Origin of the sequence: Pseudomonas sp. LSJ-87 (assembly GCF_032971465.1) — a bacterium.
In the GTDB taxonomy this organism is placed as follows: Bacteria; Pseudomonadota; Gammaproteobacteria; order Pseudomonadales; family Pseudomonadaceae; genus Aquipseudomonas; species Aquipseudomonas putida_Z.
Map to the genome: position 1 here is coordinate 234,147 of NZ_JAWJYQ010000003.1, position 14,946 is coordinate 249,092.

The window sequence follows — 14,946 nt, forward strand, 5'->3', positions numbered from 1 at the left end:
TACACGAGGGCGCCGGGGCGCCAGATCAAGCAAGTTTTATGCCTTAAATTGTAGCGTTTGCCTAGAGCACCGTAACACTTTACCCCGGGTTTCAGGGCGATTTGCCAGTACTCCAGGCGCGTGCCGGGCTCAGAGCCGGAACTCGTGGCCCAGGTAAACCTCTTTGACCAGGTCGTTGGCCAGGATGGTTTCGGCGTCGCCTTCAGCGATCAGCCGGCCATCGTTTACGATATAGGCGGTTTCGCAGATATCCAGGGTCTCACGCACGTTGTGGTCGGTGATCAGTACACCGATGCCCTTGGCCTTGAGGTGATGGATGATCTGCTTGATGTCGCCGACCGAAATCGGGTCGACACCGGCAAACGGCTCGTCCAGCAGGATGAACTTGGGTGCGGTCGCCAGCGCGCGGGCAATTTCCACGCGGCGGCGCTCACCACCGGACAGGCTCATGCCGAGGTTGTCGCGAATGTGGCTGATGTGGAACTCCTGCAGCAGGCTTTCCAGCTCTTTGCGCCGGCCGTCGCGGTCGAGTTCCTTGCGGGTCTCGAGGATGGCCATGATGTTGTCGGCCACCGACAGCTTGCGGAAGATCGAGGCTTCCTGCGGCAGGTAGCCGATGCCGGCGCGGGCGCGACCATGCATGGGCTGGTGGCTGACATCGAGGTTGTCGATCAGCACGCGCCCCTGATCGGCCTGGACCAGGCCGACGATCATGTAGAAGCAGGTGGTCTTGCCGGCGCCGTTGGGGCCGAGCAGGCCGACGATCTGGCCGCTGTCGATCGACAGGCTGACGTCACGTACGACCTGTCGCCCCTTGTAGCTCTTGGCCAGGTGCTGGGCTTTGAGGGTTGCCATTTACTCGGCCTTCTTCTTGGGCTGGATCACCATGTCGATACGCTGACGCGGCGAGGTCACGTTGCCACCGCGACCGGCGGTTGCCACCTGGGTCTGGGTGTTGTAGACGATCTTCTCGCCTTCGGTGGTGTTGCCTTCGTTCTCGACCTTGGCGCGGTCGGTGAGGATCACCATGTCCTTCTGCGACTGGTACTGGATGGTCACCGCCCAGCCTTTCATCTTGTCCGGTTTGGCTGCGCTCTGCTGCTGCTCGAAGTAGGCCAGGTTGCCCACCGAGGTCACCACGTCGATGTCGCCGGAGGCGGAGCGGGTGATGGTCACGGTGTTGCCTTTGATCATCATCGAACCCTGGGTGATGATCACGTCGCCGGTGTAGGTGGCCACGCCCTGCTTGTCGTCCAGGTGGGCGTTGTCGGCCTGGATGCGGATAGGCTGGTCACGGTCGTTCGGCAGGGCGAGGGCGCTCGCGCTTCCCAGTGCTGCGCTCAGGCTGAGCAGAAGGGGGAGGGTTTTAACGAGCCTCATACTGTCCTCTTACGTTAGAGAGCAAGTCCATCTTGCCTTCTTTCAAATACGCTTTCATTCCTTTGCCCGTAGTTGTGCCACCGGCGCCGTCGATTCTAACGGCTTGCTCGGTCTGCGCATATTGCTTCTGCGGGAACACGGTCATGCGCGAGCTGGTAATGATCATTTCGCGCTGCTTTTCGTCGGTGCGGGCGACCCGTACGTTGTCGATCAGTTCGACTTCACTGCCGTCCGGGTTGACTTCGGCGCGGGTGCTCTGCACGTGCCACGGGTATTCGGTGCCGCGGTACAGGTGCAGGTCCGGCGTGGTCAGCAGGGTGATTTCGCTGGCCTTGAGGTGTTCGACCTTGTCGGCGGTCATTTCGTACTGCAGTTTGCCGTCGGGCAGGAACTGCACGCTGTGGGCGTTGACCGCGTAGTAGTCGACGGCGTTTTCGTCGACCTGGGCCACCGGCTTGTCGAGGAAGCTTTCCGGGCTGACATTCCAGTAGCCGATCGCCACCAGCAGGGTGGCGATCACCGTGAGCAGCGCAATGTTGCGGGCTTTCTTGCTGAACATGGGCAGCCTTACAGATAGTTGGCGTTGGCAGCGTCCAGGGTGCCCTGGGCCTGCATGATCAGTTCGCAGAATTCACGGGCCGCGCCTTCGCCGCCACGTGCCTGGGTCACGCCATGGGCGTGCTGGCGAACGAACGGCGCGGCATTGGCCACCGCCATGCCCAGTGCGACCCGGCGGATCACCGGCAGGTCGGGCAGGTCGTCGCCAAGGTAGGCCACTTGAGCATAGCTCAGGCCCAGTTCGGCGAGCAGGCCGTCCAGCACCACCAGTTTGTCCTCGCGGCCCTGGTACAGGTGCGGGATGCCGAGGTTCTTCGCCCGGCGCTCGACCACCGGAGTCTTGCGCCCGCTTATGATCGCGGTGGTCACGCCCGAGGCCATGAGCATCTTGATGCCCTGGCCGTCGAGGGTGTTGAAGGTCTTGAACTCGCTGCCGTCCTCGAGGAAGTACAGGCGCCCGTCGGTGAGCACGCCGTCCACGTCGAACACTGCCAGCTTGATGTTCTTGCCGCGTTGCATGAGGTCCTGGTTCATTCCATTGCTCCTTTACATCACGCCGGCGCGCAGCAGGTCGTGCATGTTCAGGGCGCCGGTGGGGCGGTCCTCGCGGTCCACCACCACCAGGGCGCCGATCTTGTGGTCTTCCATGATCTTCAGGGCCTCGGCCGCGAGCATTTCGGCGCGGGCCGTCTTGCCGTGCACGGTCATTACCTGGTCGATCAGGGTGGTGTGGACGTCGATGTTGCGGTCCAGGCTCCGGCGCAGGTCGCCGTCGGTGAAGATCCCTGCCAGCTTGCCATCGGCTTCGACGATCACGGTCATGCCCAGGCCTTTGCGGGACATTTCAAGGAGTGCGTCCTTGAGCAGGGTGCCGCGGGGCACCTGGGGCAGTTCGTCGCCGGCGTGCATCACGTTCTCCACCTTGAGCAGCAGGCGGCGGCCCAGTGCACCACCCGGGTGCGAGAAGGCAAAGTCCTCGGCGGTGAAGCCGCGGGCTTCGAGCAGGGCAATGGCCAGCGCGTCGCCCAGCACCAGCGAGGCGGTGGTGGAGGAGGTGGGGGCCAGGTTCAGCGGGCAGGCCTCTTGCTCGACGCGGGCGTCGAGGTTGACCTCGGCAGCCTGGGCCAGGGGCGAGTCCGGGTTGCCGGTCAGGCTGATCAGCTTGATGCCCAGGCGCTTGATCAGCGGCAGCAGGGTGACGATTTCGGCGGTGCTGCCGGAATTCGACAGGGCAAGGATGACATCATCGCGGGTGATCATGCCCATGTCGCCATGGCTGGCTTCGGCCGGGTGCACGAAAAACGCCGGTGTGCCGGTGCTGGCCAGGGTGGCGGCGATCTTGTTGCCGATGTGCCCGGACTTGCCCATGCCGACCACGACGACCCGGCCCTTGCTGGCCAGGATCAGTTCGCAGGCCTTGACGAAATTGTCGTCGATGCGCGCCAGCAGGGCCTCTACGGCCTCGAGTTCCAGGCGCAGGGTGCGTTGGGCGGATTGGATCAGCTCGCTGGATTGGCTCATGTCGAAAAAGCAATGCCTGATGAAAAGGCGGCGATTATAGCTGCAATGAAAGAAACCCTCACGCTTTCGATTGTCGTGGTGAATGTCTGGCCAGCCTGTCGCAGGGCTGAACGACTCGTTAGCCGGCCTTGGGGCGGCGCTGTCAGCGGTGCTATAGTTCGCCGCTATTCGGCCTGCCTGGGGCGCTTGTGCCTTCCAGATGGAGGCCGACGTCCATTAGGACGAGGCTGCACTAGCAAGGAGTCTAGATGAGTGTGGATAGCGCCTACGCGGTCGAGTTGAAGGGGGTTACCTTCAAACGCGGTTCGCGCAGCATTTTCAGCAACGTCGACATTCGCATCCCGCGCGGCAAGGTCACCGGTATCATGGGGCCATCGGGTTGCGGCAAGACCACGTTGCTCCGCCTGATGGGCGCGCAGTTGCGCCCCTCCAGCGGTGAGGTCTGGGTTGCCGGGCAGAACCTGCCGACGCTGTCGCGCAGCGACCTGTTCGACGCCCGCAAGCAAATGGGGGTGCTGTTCCAGAGCGGCGCGCTGTTCACCGATCTCGATGTGTTCGAGAACGTCGCGTTCCCGCTTCGCGTGCACACCCAGCTGTCGGACGAGATGATCCGCGATATCGTACTGATGAAGCTGCAGGCTGTGGGGCTGCGCGGTGCCATCGACCTGATGCCCGACGAGCTGTCCGGTGGCATGAAGCGCCGTGTGGCGTTGGCCCGGGCAATTGCCCTGGACCCGCAGATCCTCATGTACGACGAACCGTTCGTCGGTCAGGACCCGATCGCCATGGGTGTATTGGTGCGTCTGATCCGCCTGCTCAACGACGCCCTGGGTATCACCAGCATCGTTGTTTCCCATGACCTGGCGGAAACCGCCAGCATCGCCGACTACATCTATGTGGTAGGTGACGGCCAGGTGCTGGGCCAGGGGACGCCTGACGAGCTGATGGGCTCGGACAACCCGCGCATTCGCCAGTTCATGAAGGGCGACCCGGACGGCCCGGTGCCTTTCCACTTCCCTGCGCCTGACTACCGCGCCGACCTGCTGGGAGCGCGTTGATGCGCAGAAAATCTTTACTCGAACGTGTCCGCCTGCTGGGGCGCTCGGCCATCGACGTGCTGGCGGTGCTGGGGCGCTCCTGCCTGTTCCTGTTCCATGCGCTGATCGGCCGTGGCGGCATCGGTGGCGGCTTCCAGCTGCTGGTCAAGCAGCTGTATTCGGTGGGCGTGCTGTCGCTGGCAATCATCGTCGTGTCCGGCGTGTTCATCGGCATGGTGCTGGCGCTGCAGGGCTTCAGCATCCTGACCAAGTACGGCTCGGAGCAGGCAGTGGGGCAGATGGTTGCCCTGACCCTGCTGCGTGAGCTCGGCCCGGTGGTGACGGCATTGCTGTTCGCCGGCCGTGCCGGTTCGGCGCTAACCGCAGAAATCGGCAACATGAAGTCCACCGAGCAGTTGTCGAGCCTTGAAATGATCGGCGTCGACCCGCTCAAGTACATCGTCGCGCCGCGCCTGTGGGCCGGTTTCATCTCGCTGCCGTTGCTGGCGCTGATCTTCAGCGTGGTCGGCATCTGGGGTGGCTCGTGGGTGGCGGTGGACTGGCTGGGCGTCTACGAGGGCTCGTTCTGGGCCAACATGCAGAACAGTGTTTCGTTCACCGACGACGTGCTCAACGGGCTGATCAAGAGCCTGGTATTTGCCTTCGTCACGACCTGGATCGCCGTATTCCAGGGGTACGACTGTGAGCCCACCTCAGAAGGGATCAGCCGTGCCACCACCAAGACCGTGGTCTATGCCTCGTTGGCAGTGCTGGGTCTGGACTTTATTCTGACCGCCTTGATGTTTGGAGATTTCTGATGCAAAACCGCACCCTGGAAATCGGTGTCGGCCTGTTCCTTCTGGCCGGGATCCTGGCGCTGCTGCTGCTCGCCCTGCGTGTCAGCGGGCTGTCGGCCAGCCCGAGCAGCGATACCTATAAAGTTTATGCCTACTTCGACAATATCGCCGGTTTGACGGTCAGAGCTAAAGTGACCATGGCCGGTGTGACCATCGGCAAGGTTACCGCCATCGATCTGGACCGTGATTCGTACACCGGTCGGGTGACGCTGCAGCTGGACAAGTCGGTGGACAACCTGCCGACCGACTCCACTGCCTCGATCCTGACCGCCGGGTTGCTGGGCGAGAAGTACATCGGCATCAGCGTGGGCGGTGAGGACCAGGTGCTCAAGGACGGCGGGACCATTCACGACACCCAGTCGGCGCTGGTGCTGGAAGATCTGATTGGCAAGTTCCTGCTCAACTCCGTTGGCAAGGAACCGAAAGAAGCGCAACCGGCTAATTAAGGAGTTTCCATGATTTCCATCCTGCGACGTGGCCTGCTGGTCCTGCTGGCGGCCTTCCCCCTGCTGACCATGGCTGCGCAGACGCCACACGATGTGGTTCAGGGCACCACCACTGAACTGCTGGGCGACCTCAAGGCCAACAAGGAACAGTACAAGTCCAACCCCAATGCCTTCTACGATGCGCTGAACCGCATCCTCGGCCCGGTGGTGGACGCTGACGGTATTTCCAGAAGCATCATGACCGTCAAGTACTCGCGCAAGGCTACCCCCGAGCAGATGCAGCGCTTCCAGGAAAACTTCAAGCGCAGCCTGATGCAGTTCTATGGCAATGCCCTGCTCGAGTACAACAACCAGGGCATCACCGTCGACCCGGCCAAGGCTGATGACGGCAAACGCGCCAGCGTTGGCATGAAGGTCACCGGCAACAACGGTGCCGTGTATCCGGTGCAGTACACCCTGGAAAACATCGGCGGCGAGTGGAAGGTGCGTAACGTGATCGTCAACGGCATCAACATCGGCAAGCTGTTCCGCGACCAGTTCGCCGACGCCATGCAGCGCAATGGCAACGACCTGGACAAGACCATCGACGGCTGGGCCGGCGAAGTGGCCAAGGCCAAGCAGGCCGCCGACAACTCGCCAGAGAAGACCGTCAAATGAGTGAGGCCGGCGTAAGCATGGCCGAGCCGGGCGTGCTGCGCCTGGCCGGCGAGCTGGACTACCGCAGCGGGCCGGCCCTGCGCAAGCAGGGCAAGGCGCTGATCGCGGCCTGCCGCGAGGCGCAGCTGGTGCTCGATTGCTCGGCAGTGCAGCGCTCCACCAGTGTCGGCCTGTCGTTGCTGCTGGCCTTCATGCGCGATGCCCAGGCCGCCGGCAAGGGTTGCCAGGTGCGCAGCATGCCCGACGACATGCGGGAAATTGCCGAGGTCTATGACCTCGATGAAGTGCTGGCAACCTGATGGCCCGGCACGGATGATGGCCCCTCGGTCAGCGAAGCCCTCGTTGGGCTTCGCAGGCGAGGGGCTTTTTTGTATGATGGCCGACCCGTGCGCATCGGGCGCCGATTGAGGTTGAGCATGCAGGCCGTAGAAGTTAAAAGCTTCCTTGAAGAGAAATTGCCGGGTTCCCGGGTCGAAGTTGAAGGCGAAGGCTGCAACTTCCAGTTGAACGTGATCAGCGACGAGTTGGCTGGCCTGAGCCCGGTCAAACGCCAGCAGGCGATCTATGCTCACCTGAATCCGTGGATCGCCAATGGCAGCATCCATGCGGTAACCATGAAATTTTTCAGCAGCGCAGCCTGGGCTGAGCGCACCTGAGCCAACGTGGCGGCGAGATTCCAATGGACAAACTGATTATTACTGGCGGCGCTCGCCTTGATGGCGAGATCCGCATTTCGGGCGCGAAGAACGCAGCCCTGCCGATTCTGGCAGCGACCCTGCTGGCCGACGGCCCGGTCACCGTGGGCAACCTGCCGCACCTGCACGACATCACCACCATGATCGAGCTGTTTGGCCGCATGGGCATCGAGCCGGTGATCGACGAAAAGCTGGCGGTCGAGATCGACCCTCGCACCATCAAGACCCTGGTCGCGCCTTACGAACTGGTCAAGACCATGCGCGCCTCGATCCTGGTGCTGGGCCCGATGGTCGCCCGTTTCGGTGAGGCCGAAGTGGCCCTGCCTGGCGGTTGCGCCATTGGCTCGCGCCCGGTCGACCTGCACATCCGTGGCCTCGAGGCCATGGGCGCGAAGATCGAAGTCGAAGCCGGCTACATCAAGGCCAAGGCACCTGAGGGTGGCCTGCGCGGTGCGCACTTCTTCTTCGACACCGTGAGCGTGACCGGTACCGAGAACATCATGATGGCCGCTGCCCTGGCCAAGGGCCGCAGCGTGCTGCAGAACGCCGCGCGCGAGCCGGAAGTGGTCGACCTGGCCAACTTCATCAACGCCATGGGCGGCAAAGTCCAGGGCGCTGGTACCGACACCATCGTCATCGATGGCGTCGAGCGCCTGCACTCGGCCAACTACCGCGTGATGCCGGACCGTATCGAGACCGGTACCTACCTGGTTGCCGCTGCCGTGACCGGCGGCCGCGTCAAGGTCAAGGACACCGACCCGACCATCCTTGAAGCCGTACTGGAAAAACTCAAGGAAGCCGGCGCCGACATCAGCACCGGCGAAGACTGGATCGAGCTGGACATGCACGGCAAACGGCCGAAAGCCGTCAACCTGCGTACCGCCCCGTACCCGGCTTTCCCGACCGACATGCAGGCGCAGTTCATCTCGCTCAACGCCATTGCCGAAGGCACTGGTGCAGTGATCGAGACGATCTTCGAAAACCGCTTCATGCACGTCTACGAAATGCACCGCATGGGCGCGCAGATCCAGGTCGAAGGCAACACTGCCATCGTCACTGGCGTCAAGGCGCTGAAGGGTGCCCCGGTAATGGCCACCGACCTGCGTGCTTCCGCCAGCCTGGTGCTGTCGGCGCTGGTAGCCGAAGGCGATACCCTGATCGATCGTATCTACCACATCGACCGTGGTTACGAGTGCATCGAAGAAAAACTGCAGATGCTGGGCGCGAAGATCCGTCGCGTACCGGGCTAGTAGCCCTTCGGCATACCGTGTGGGAGCGGGCTTGCCCGCGAATACCGGCAGAGCCGGTGCCATGCACCGCGATGGTTGCTTTGCGGGCAAGCCCGCTCCCACAATGAATCAAATGCGGTCGGGCTCGACGCCCGGCCGGCAGTAGCCGCTTAAGGACCGACGTTCCAATGTTGACCATCGCGCTTTCCAAAGGCCGTATTCTCGACGATACCCTGCCATTGCTGGCCGAGGCCGGTATCGTGCCGACCGAGAACCCGGACAAGAGCCGCAAACTGATCATCCCCACCACGCAGGACGATGTGCGCCTGCTGATCGTGCGTGCCACCGACGTGCCGACCTATGTCGAGCATGGTGCCGCCGACCTGGGGGTGGCCGGCAAGGATGTGCTGATGGAGTACGGCGGCCAGGGCCTTTACGAGCCCCTGGACCTGCAGATTGCCCGTTGCAAGCTGATGACCGCTGGCGTGGTCGGCGCACCCGAGCCCAAGGGCCGTCTGCGCGTGGCTACCAAGTTCGTCAACGTAGCCAAACGCTACTACGCCGAACAGGGCCGCCAGGTCGACATCATCAAGCTGTACGGCTCGATGGAGCTGGCACCGCTGATCAACCTCGCCGACAAGATCATCGACGTGGTCGACACCGGCAACACCCTGCGTGCCAACGGCCTGGAGCCCCAGGAACTGATCGCCACGATCAGCTCGCGCCTGGTGGTCAACAAGGCCTCCATGAAAATGCAGCACGCCCGTATCCAGAGCCTGATCGACACGCTGCGCGGTGCGGTCGAATCGCGACACCGCGGCTGACTCTCTACCGACTGCGCGCGGCCTTCGCTGCCGCGCCCGTCTATCCGCGTCATAGCCATTTTTCTCGGGTGCCCGCGCGGATGGACTGGTAGCCTAGGGCGCCTGAGCATTCGCCAATAATCGAGGCCCTCGCCATGACCGTGTCCACTGCAATTGCCCGTCTCAACGCTGCTGATCCGGATTTCGCCCGACATCTGGATCATCTGCTGAGCTGGGAAAGTGTGTCCGATGACGCGGTCAACCAGCGCGTGCTCGACATCATCAAGGCCGTGCGCGAGCGTGGTGATGCTGCATTGGTGGAATTCACCCAGCGTTTCGATGGTGTCGATGCCAAGTCCATCGATGACCTGATCCTCGGTCGCGAGCGCCTGGAACTGGCCCTGACCCGCATTACCCCGGTCCAGCGCGAAGCTCTGGAAAAGGCTGCCAACCGTGTGCGCATGTACCACGAGCGGCAGAAGCAGGACTCCTGGCAGTACACCGAGGCCGACGGCACCGTGCTTGGCCAGAAGGTCACCCCGCTGGACCGCGCCGGCCTGTATGTGCCGGGTGGCAAGGCGTCGTACCCGTCGTCGGTGCTGATGAACGCCATCCCGGCCAAGGTCGCCGGTGTGGCCGAAGTGGTGATGGTGGTGCCGACCCCGCGTGGCGAGGTCAACGAGCTGGTGCTGGCGGCTGCCTGCATCGCCGGTGTCGACCGTGTGTTCACCGTCGGTGGCGCCCAGGCTGTCGCCGCCCTGGCCTACGGTACCGAAAGCGTGCCGCAGGTGGACAAGATCGTCGGCCCAGGCAACATCTACGTTGCCACCGCCAAGCGCCACGTGTTCGGCCAGGTGGGTATCGACATGATCGCCGGCCCGTCGGAAATTCTCGTGGTATGCGACGGCCAGACCGACCCGGACTGGATCGCCATGGACCTGTTCTCCCAGGCCGAGCACGACGAAGACGCCCAGGCCATCCTGGTCAGCCCGGATGCCGCCTTCCTCGACCGCGTTGCCGCCAGCATCGACAAGCTGTTGCCGACCATGGAACGTGCCGAGATCATCGAGAAGTCGATCAATGGCCGTGGTGCGCTGATCCAGGTGCGTGACATGCAGCAGGCCATGGAAGTGGCCAACCGCATTGCACCCGAGCACCTGGAACTGTCGGTGGCCGACCCGCAGGCCTGGCTGCCGCACATCCGCCACGCTGGCGCGATCTTCATGGGCCGCCACACCAGTGAAGCGCTGGGCGACTACTGCGCAGGGCCCAACCACGTGCTGCCGACCTCCGGCACCGCGCGTTTCTCGTCGCCGCTGGGGGTGTATGACTTCCAGAAGCGCTCGTCGATCATTTTCTGCTCCGAGCAGGGCGCGTCCGAGCTGGGCCACACCGCCTCGGTCCTTGCCCGTGGCGAGTCGCTGACCGCCCACGCCCGCAGCGCCGAATACCGCATCCTGACCCAAGAGAAGGGGAACTGAGCATGAGTCGATTCTGGAGCCCCTTCGTCAAGGACCTGGTGCCTTACGTGCCGGGCGAGCAGCCCAAGCTGGCCCGCCTGGTCAAGCTGAACACCAACGAAAACCCCTACGGCCCTTCGCCCAAGGCGCTGGAGGCCATGCGCGGCGAGCTGAACGACAACCTGCGCCTGTACCCGGACCCGAACGGTGACCGGCTGAAGCAGGCGGTGGCCGAGTACTACGGCGTGACGCCGGCACAAGTGTTCGTCGGCAACGGCTCGGACGAGGTGCTGGCGCACATCTTCCACGGCCTGTTCCAGCACGACGCACCGCTGCTGTTCCCTGACATCAGCTACAGCTTCTACCCGGTCTACTGCGGCCTGTACGGTATCGCCTTCGAGCAGGTGGCGCTGGACGAGCAGTTCCAGATCCGCATCGAGGACTACAACAAGCCCAATGCCGGCATCATCTTCCCCAACCCCAACGCGCCGACCGGTTGCCTGATGCCGCTGCAGGCGGTGGAGCAGTTGCTGCAGGCCAACCGTGATTCGGTGGTGGTGGTCGATGAAGCCTACATCGACTTCGGTGGCGAAACGGCGATCAGCCTGGTGGACCGCTACGACAACCTGCTGGTCACCCAGACCCTGTCGAAGTCGCGCTCGCTGGCCGGGCTGCGGGTTGGCCTGGCGGTGGGGCACCCGGACTTGATCGAGGCGCTGGAGCGGATCAAGAACAGCTTCAACTCCTACCCGCTGGACCGTGCCGCGATCGTCGGCGCGGCGGTGGCGTTCGAGGACCGCGAGTACTTCGAGGAAACCTGCCGCAAGGTGATCGACAGCCGCGAGGTGTTGGTCGGGCAGCTGCAGGCCAAGGGCTTCGAAGTCCTGCCGTCGGCGGCCAATTTCATCTTCGCCCGTCACCCGCAACAAGATGCCGGTGAGCTGGCTGCACGCCTGCGCGAGCAGGGCGTGATCGTGCGCCACTTCAAGCAGCCGCGCATTGCCCAGTTCCTGCGCATCACCATCGGTACGCCAGAGATGAACCAGGCGCTGCTCGATGCGTTGACCTGACGGTATTGCAAGCTGCCGTGACGCAGCCCTTGTGGGAGCGGGCGAGCCCGCGAACACCGGCAACGCCGGTGCCATCCATCGCGTTGGATTCTTCGCGGGCATGCCCGCTCCCACAGAACAGCACATAACTCATTGAATTAGCGGGAACTCTGTGGGAGCGGCTTTAGCCGCGAACACCGGCGCAGCCGGTGCCATGCACCGCGCTGGATTCTTCGCGGCTAAAGCCGCTCCCACAGGGTACGCGGATTGCTTGCAATTTCAGTTCACTATCGCCAGAAACCATCAGTGTTTGCTGTATTGCCGGTATACATTATGCTGACCAGATTCATCGGATGATTGGTTGAGTTGCATGAGTACCGAATTGACCAAGCGCTCCCTGGTCGAACTGGCCGTCGAGCGCATGCGCGAACGCATCGTGCTGGGCGACTGGCAGGTTGGCCAGCGTTTGCCGACCGAGCCGGAACTGGCCCTGCAGTTGGGCATAAGCCGCAACACCGTACGCGAGGCCATGCGTGTGCTGGCGTTCAGTGGCCTGGTGGAGATCCGCCAGGGCGACGGCAGCTACCTGCGCACGGCCCAGGACCCGCTGCAGGCGATGCAGGCGATGTCACGCTGCACGCCCGAGCAGGCCCGTGAAACCCGGCATATCCTCGAAGCCGAGGCCATCGGCCTGGCCGCGCTGCGCCGAACCGACGCCGACCTGCAGGCGCTGCGTGATGCTCTGGCCAATAGTGCCGGGCATTTTCACGGTGATATCGATGCTTATGTGGCCTGCGACCTGGTGTTTCACCAGCGGCTGGTCGATGCCGCCCACAACCCGGCCTTGAGTGAGCTGTACCGGTACTTTTCCGGGGTGGTGGCTGCCGCGTTGCAGCACAACATGGCGACCGTGCCGCGCTGCCAGGCCACGTTCGACCTGCATGGGCAGATCCTTGCCGCCATCGAGCAACGCGATGCGGAGCAGGCCAAGCGCCTGAGCCGTACCCTTATCGAATCCTGACTCCGAGAAGGCCATGGCTGATTCCATCACCCGTAACACCCCACCGAGCGAGCGGGACCTCGAAGAGTTGCTGATCGACGCCGAGGCTGACGACGAACAGGTCCAACAGCAGCCGGTACAGGTACAGCGGCCTTGGCTGTTGTTGCTCGGCCTGGTGCTGGTGGCTTTGAACCTGCGCCCGGCATTGTCGAGCATGGCGCCAGTGCTGGGCCAGGTGTCCGAAGGCCTGGGGCTGAACGCCTCGCAGGCCGGTTTGCTGACCACCTTGCCAGTGCTGTGCCTGGGCCTGTTCGCCCCCTTGGCGCCGGTGCTGGCGCGGCGCTTTGGCAGCGAGCGGGTGATCCTCGGCATCCTCGCCACCCTGGCGCTCGGCATTGTCGTGCGCAGTAGCCTGGGGGCCACCGGGGTGTTCCTCGGTAGCCTCATGGCGGGGGCCAGCATCGGCATCATTGGCGTGCTGCTGCCGGGCATCGTCAAGCGCGATTTCCCGCAGCACGCTGGCACGCTGACCGGCGTGTACACCATGGCGTTGTGCCTGGGCGCCGCCATGGCGGCTGGCGCCACGGTGCCCCTGGCCCAGCATTTCGACGGCAGCTGGGCGCTGGGGCTTGGCTTCTGGATGTTGCCGGCTCTGCTGGCCATGCTGGTATGGCTGCCGCAGGCCCGCCAAGGTCATGGCCTGCACAAGGTGGCCTACCGCGTGCGTGGGCTGTGGCGTGATCCGCTGGCCTGGCAGGTGACCCTGTACATGGGCCTGCAGTCGTCACTGGCCTACATCGTCTTTGGCTGGTTGCCATCGATCCTGATCGGTCGCGGCCTGAGCCCGACCGAGGCGGGGCTGGTGCTGTCGGGGTCGGTGATCGTGCAGCTGGTCAGTTCGCTCAGTGCGCCCTGGCTGGCCACTCGCGGCAAGGACCAGCGCCTGGCGATCGTGCTGGTCATGCTGATTACCCTGGCCGGCCTGTTCGGTTGCCTGTATGCGCCGCTTTCCGGGCTGTGGGGTTGGGCGGTTGTGCTGGGCCTGGGGCAGGGCGGTACCTTTGCCCTGGCGCTGACCTTGATCGTGCTGCGCTCGAAGGATGCCCATGTGGCGGCGAACCTGTCGAGCATGGCGCAGGGGGTGGGTTATACCCTGGCGTCGATGGGGCCGTTTGCGGTGGGGCTGGTGCATGACCTGACCGGGGGCTGGGCGGCAGTGGGGTGGATCTTTGCCGTGCTGGGGGTGGGGGCTATCGTGTTCGGCCTGGGCGCCGGGCGGGCTTTGCATGTGCAGGTGAGCAGCGAGAGAGTCTGAAGGGGCCTCTTCGCGGGCACGCCCGCTCCCACAGGAGAGCCACAGGTTCGAAGCGTGTGTAGATCCTGTGGGAGCGGGCGCGCCCGCGAAGAGGCCGGTACTGGCATAAGCAACCGGGGCAGATTATCGTGCTGCTTTCATCCCCAGGACGGACCAGCCCCCCATGAGCGACGCCAACCGCGACCTGATCACCCGCTTCTACCAGGCCTTCCAGCGCCTGGACGCCGAGGCCATGGTCGCCTGCTACAGCGACGATATCGTCTTCAGCGATCCGGTATTCGGCACCTTGCGTGGCAAGGATGCAGGCGACATGTGGCGAATGCTCACCAGCCGGGCCAAGGACTTCACCCTGACCTTCGACAACGTCCGCGCCGATGAACGCACAGGCGCCGCACATTGGGTGGCCACCTACCTGTTCAGCCAGACCGGCCGCATCGTGATCAACGATATCCAGGCGCGTTTCGTGATCCGTGACGGGCTGATCTGCCAGCACGATGACCACTTCGACTTGTGGCGCTGGTCGCGGCAGGCGCTGGGTGTGCCTGGCATGCTGCTGGGCTGGTCGCCGCTGGTGCAGAACAAGGTACGCCAGCAGGCGTTCACAGGATTGCGAGCATTCCAGCAGGCCCAGGGTGAGTGAGCCCGTCGACATTGCCGCGAGCAAACCCTGGTATGTCTACTTGGTAAGGGCTGCCAATGGATCGCTGTATTGCGGTATCAGCGATGACCCGCAGCGGCGCTTTCTGGCGCACCAGAAAGGGCAGGGCGCGCGCTACTTCAAGACCAGCCCGGCCCAGGCGCTGGTGTATGTGGAGCAATGGCCGGACAAGGGCGAGGCGTTACGCCAGGAGCGGCTGGTGAAGCGGCTGCGCAAGTCGGCGAAGGAGGCGTTGGTGGCCTCCTATGGGGCTGTGCCTTCCACTATTTAGGGCCGCTTCG

General features: G+C 63.7%; 19 protein-coding genes. 14 read left to right on the forward strand and 5 right to left on the reverse strand.

Annotation, left to right across the window (positions count from 1 at the left end; genetic code table 11):
- Positions 1 to 129 precede the first annotated feature (129 nt).
- The 5 genes from lptB to RYH74_RS04120 are packed head-to-tail and all read right to left on the reverse strand — an operon-like array spanning position 130 to position 3,459.
- Entirely contained in the window at positions 130 to 855 is a 726-nt protein-coding gene (lptB, locus tag RYH74_RS04100) for an LPS export ABC transporter ATP-binding protein (protein WP_015269062.1), read from the reverse strand.
- Positions 856 to 1,380 carry a lipopolysaccharide transport periplasmic protein LptA gene (lptA, locus tag RYH74_RS04105; protein ID WP_015269063.1) on the reverse strand — a complete coding sequence of 175 codons (525 nt, stop codon included), beginning with the start codon at positions 1,378 to 1,380 and terminating at the stop codon, positions 856 to 858.
- Positions 1,367 to 1,939, reverse strand: coding sequence for an LPS export ABC transporter periplasmic protein LptC (lptC, locus tag RYH74_RS04110; protein WP_317408995.1), 573 nt, complete (start codon positions 1,937 to 1,939; stop codon positions 1,367 to 1,369). The genes lptA and lptC overlap by 14 nt, the downstream gene beginning before the upstream one ends.
- A gap of 8 nt (positions 1,940 to 1,947) precedes the next feature.
- On the reverse strand, positions 1,948 to 2,472 hold the full coding sequence (locus tag RYH74_RS04115; RefSeq protein ID WP_024086339.1) for a KdsC family phosphatase: 525 nt from the start codon (positions 2,470 to 2,472) through the stop codon (positions 1,948 to 1,950).
- 12 nt (positions 2,473 to 2,484) lie between these two features.
- Complete coding sequence (locus RYH74_RS04120) at positions 2,485 to 3,459, reverse strand: SIS domain-containing protein (RefSeq protein WP_003257920.1); 975 nt, start codon at positions 3,457 to 3,459, stop codon at positions 2,485 to 2,487.
- 248 nt (positions 3,460 to 3,707) lie between these two features.
- Between RYH74_RS04120 and RYH74_RS04125 the strand changes: the two genes are divergently transcribed.
- The 14 genes from RYH74_RS04125 (at position 3,708) to RYH74_RS04190 (ending at position 14,936) form a co-directional block, all read left to right on the forward strand.
- Positions 3,708 to 4,517, forward strand: coding sequence for an ATP-binding cassette domain-containing protein (locus RYH74_RS04125; protein ID WP_012270662.1), 810 nt, complete (start codon positions 3,708 to 3,710; stop codon positions 4,515 to 4,517).
- On the forward strand, positions 4,517 to 5,314 hold the full coding sequence (mlaE, locus tag RYH74_RS04130; RefSeq protein WP_025337825.1) for a lipid asymmetry maintenance ABC transporter permease subunit MlaE: 798 nt from the start codon (positions 4,517 to 4,519) through the stop codon (positions 5,312 to 5,314). Before RYH74_RS04125 ends, mlaE begins: the two co-directional genes overlap by 1 nt.
- Complete coding sequence (gene mlaD, locus RYH74_RS04135) at positions 5,314 to 5,799, forward strand: outer membrane lipid asymmetry maintenance protein MlaD (protein ID WP_003257921.1); 486 nt, start codon at positions 5,314 to 5,316, stop codon at positions 5,797 to 5,799. The genes mlaE and mlaD overlap by 1 nt, the downstream gene beginning before the upstream one ends.
- 9 nt (positions 5,800 to 5,808) lie before the next feature.
- Positions 5,809 to 6,456, forward strand: coding sequence for a phospholipid-binding protein MlaC (locus tag RYH74_RS04140; RefSeq protein ID WP_025337826.1), 648 nt, complete (start codon positions 5,809 to 5,811; stop codon positions 6,454 to 6,456).
- Positions 6,453 to 6,755: a lipid asymmetry maintenance protein MlaB gene (locus RYH74_RS04145; RefSeq protein ID WP_075043869.1), complete on the forward strand. Its 303-nt coding sequence runs from the start codon at positions 6,453 to 6,455 to the stop codon at positions 6,753 to 6,755. The genes RYH74_RS04140 and RYH74_RS04145 overlap by 4 nt, the downstream gene beginning before the upstream one ends.
- Before the next feature lie 117 nt (positions 6,756 to 6,872).
- Positions 6,873 to 7,112 carry a BolA family protein gene (locus RYH74_RS04150; RefSeq protein ID WP_003255121.1) on the forward strand — a complete coding sequence of 80 codons (240 nt, stop codon included), beginning with the start codon at positions 6,873 to 6,875 and terminating at the stop codon, positions 7,110 to 7,112.
- A gap of 23 nt (positions 7,113 to 7,135) precedes the next feature.
- Positions 7,136 to 8,401 carry a UDP-N-acetylglucosamine 1-carboxyvinyltransferase gene (murA, locus tag RYH74_RS04155; RefSeq protein WP_075043870.1) on the forward strand — a complete coding sequence of 422 codons (1,266 nt, stop codon included), beginning with the start codon at positions 7,136 to 7,138 and terminating at the stop codon, positions 8,399 to 8,401.
- Positions 8,402 to 8,568: 167 nt separating this feature from the next.
- Positions 8,569 to 9,204, forward strand: coding sequence for an ATP phosphoribosyltransferase (gene hisG, locus RYH74_RS04160; RefSeq protein WP_003257924.1), 636 nt, complete (start codon positions 8,569 to 8,571; stop codon positions 9,202 to 9,204).
- A gap of 134 nt (positions 9,205 to 9,338) precedes the next feature.
- Positions 9,339 to 10,664 (forward strand): histidinol dehydrogenase, encoded by a 1,326-nt coding sequence (hisD, locus tag RYH74_RS04165; RefSeq protein ID WP_025337829.1) that lies wholly within the window; start codon positions 9,339 to 9,341, stop codon positions 10,662 to 10,664.
- A gap of 2 nt (positions 10,665 to 10,666) precedes the next feature.
- A complete protein-coding gene (gene hisC / locus RYH74_RS04170; protein WP_075043871.1) occupies positions 10,667 to 11,713 on the forward strand; it encodes a histidinol-phosphate transaminase in 1,047 nt (348 codons plus the stop codon).
- A gap of 349 nt (positions 11,714 to 12,062) precedes the next feature.
- Positions 12,063 to 12,713: a FadR/GntR family transcriptional regulator gene (locus RYH74_RS04175; protein WP_075043872.1), complete on the forward strand. Its 651-nt coding sequence runs from the start codon at positions 12,063 to 12,065 to the stop codon at positions 12,711 to 12,713.
- A gap of 13 nt (positions 12,714 to 12,726) precedes the next feature.
- Entirely contained in the window at positions 12,727 to 14,007 is a 1,281-nt protein-coding gene (locus RYH74_RS04180; protein WP_317408996.1) for a CynX/NimT family MFS transporter, read from the forward strand.
- Positions 14,008 to 14,170: 163 nt separating this feature from the next.
- Positions 14,171 to 14,647, forward strand: a complete 477-nt coding sequence (locus RYH74_RS04185; protein ID WP_075043874.1) for a nuclear transport factor 2 family protein — start codon at positions 14,171 to 14,173, stop codon at positions 14,645 to 14,647.
- Positions 14,640 to 14,936 carry a GIY-YIG nuclease family protein gene (locus RYH74_RS04190; RefSeq protein WP_075043875.1) on the forward strand — a complete coding sequence of 99 codons (297 nt, stop codon included), beginning with the start codon at positions 14,640 to 14,642 and terminating at the stop codon, positions 14,934 to 14,936. Before RYH74_RS04185 ends, RYH74_RS04190 begins: the two co-directional genes overlap by 8 nt.
- Positions 14,937 to 14,946: the final 10 nt, after the last annotated feature.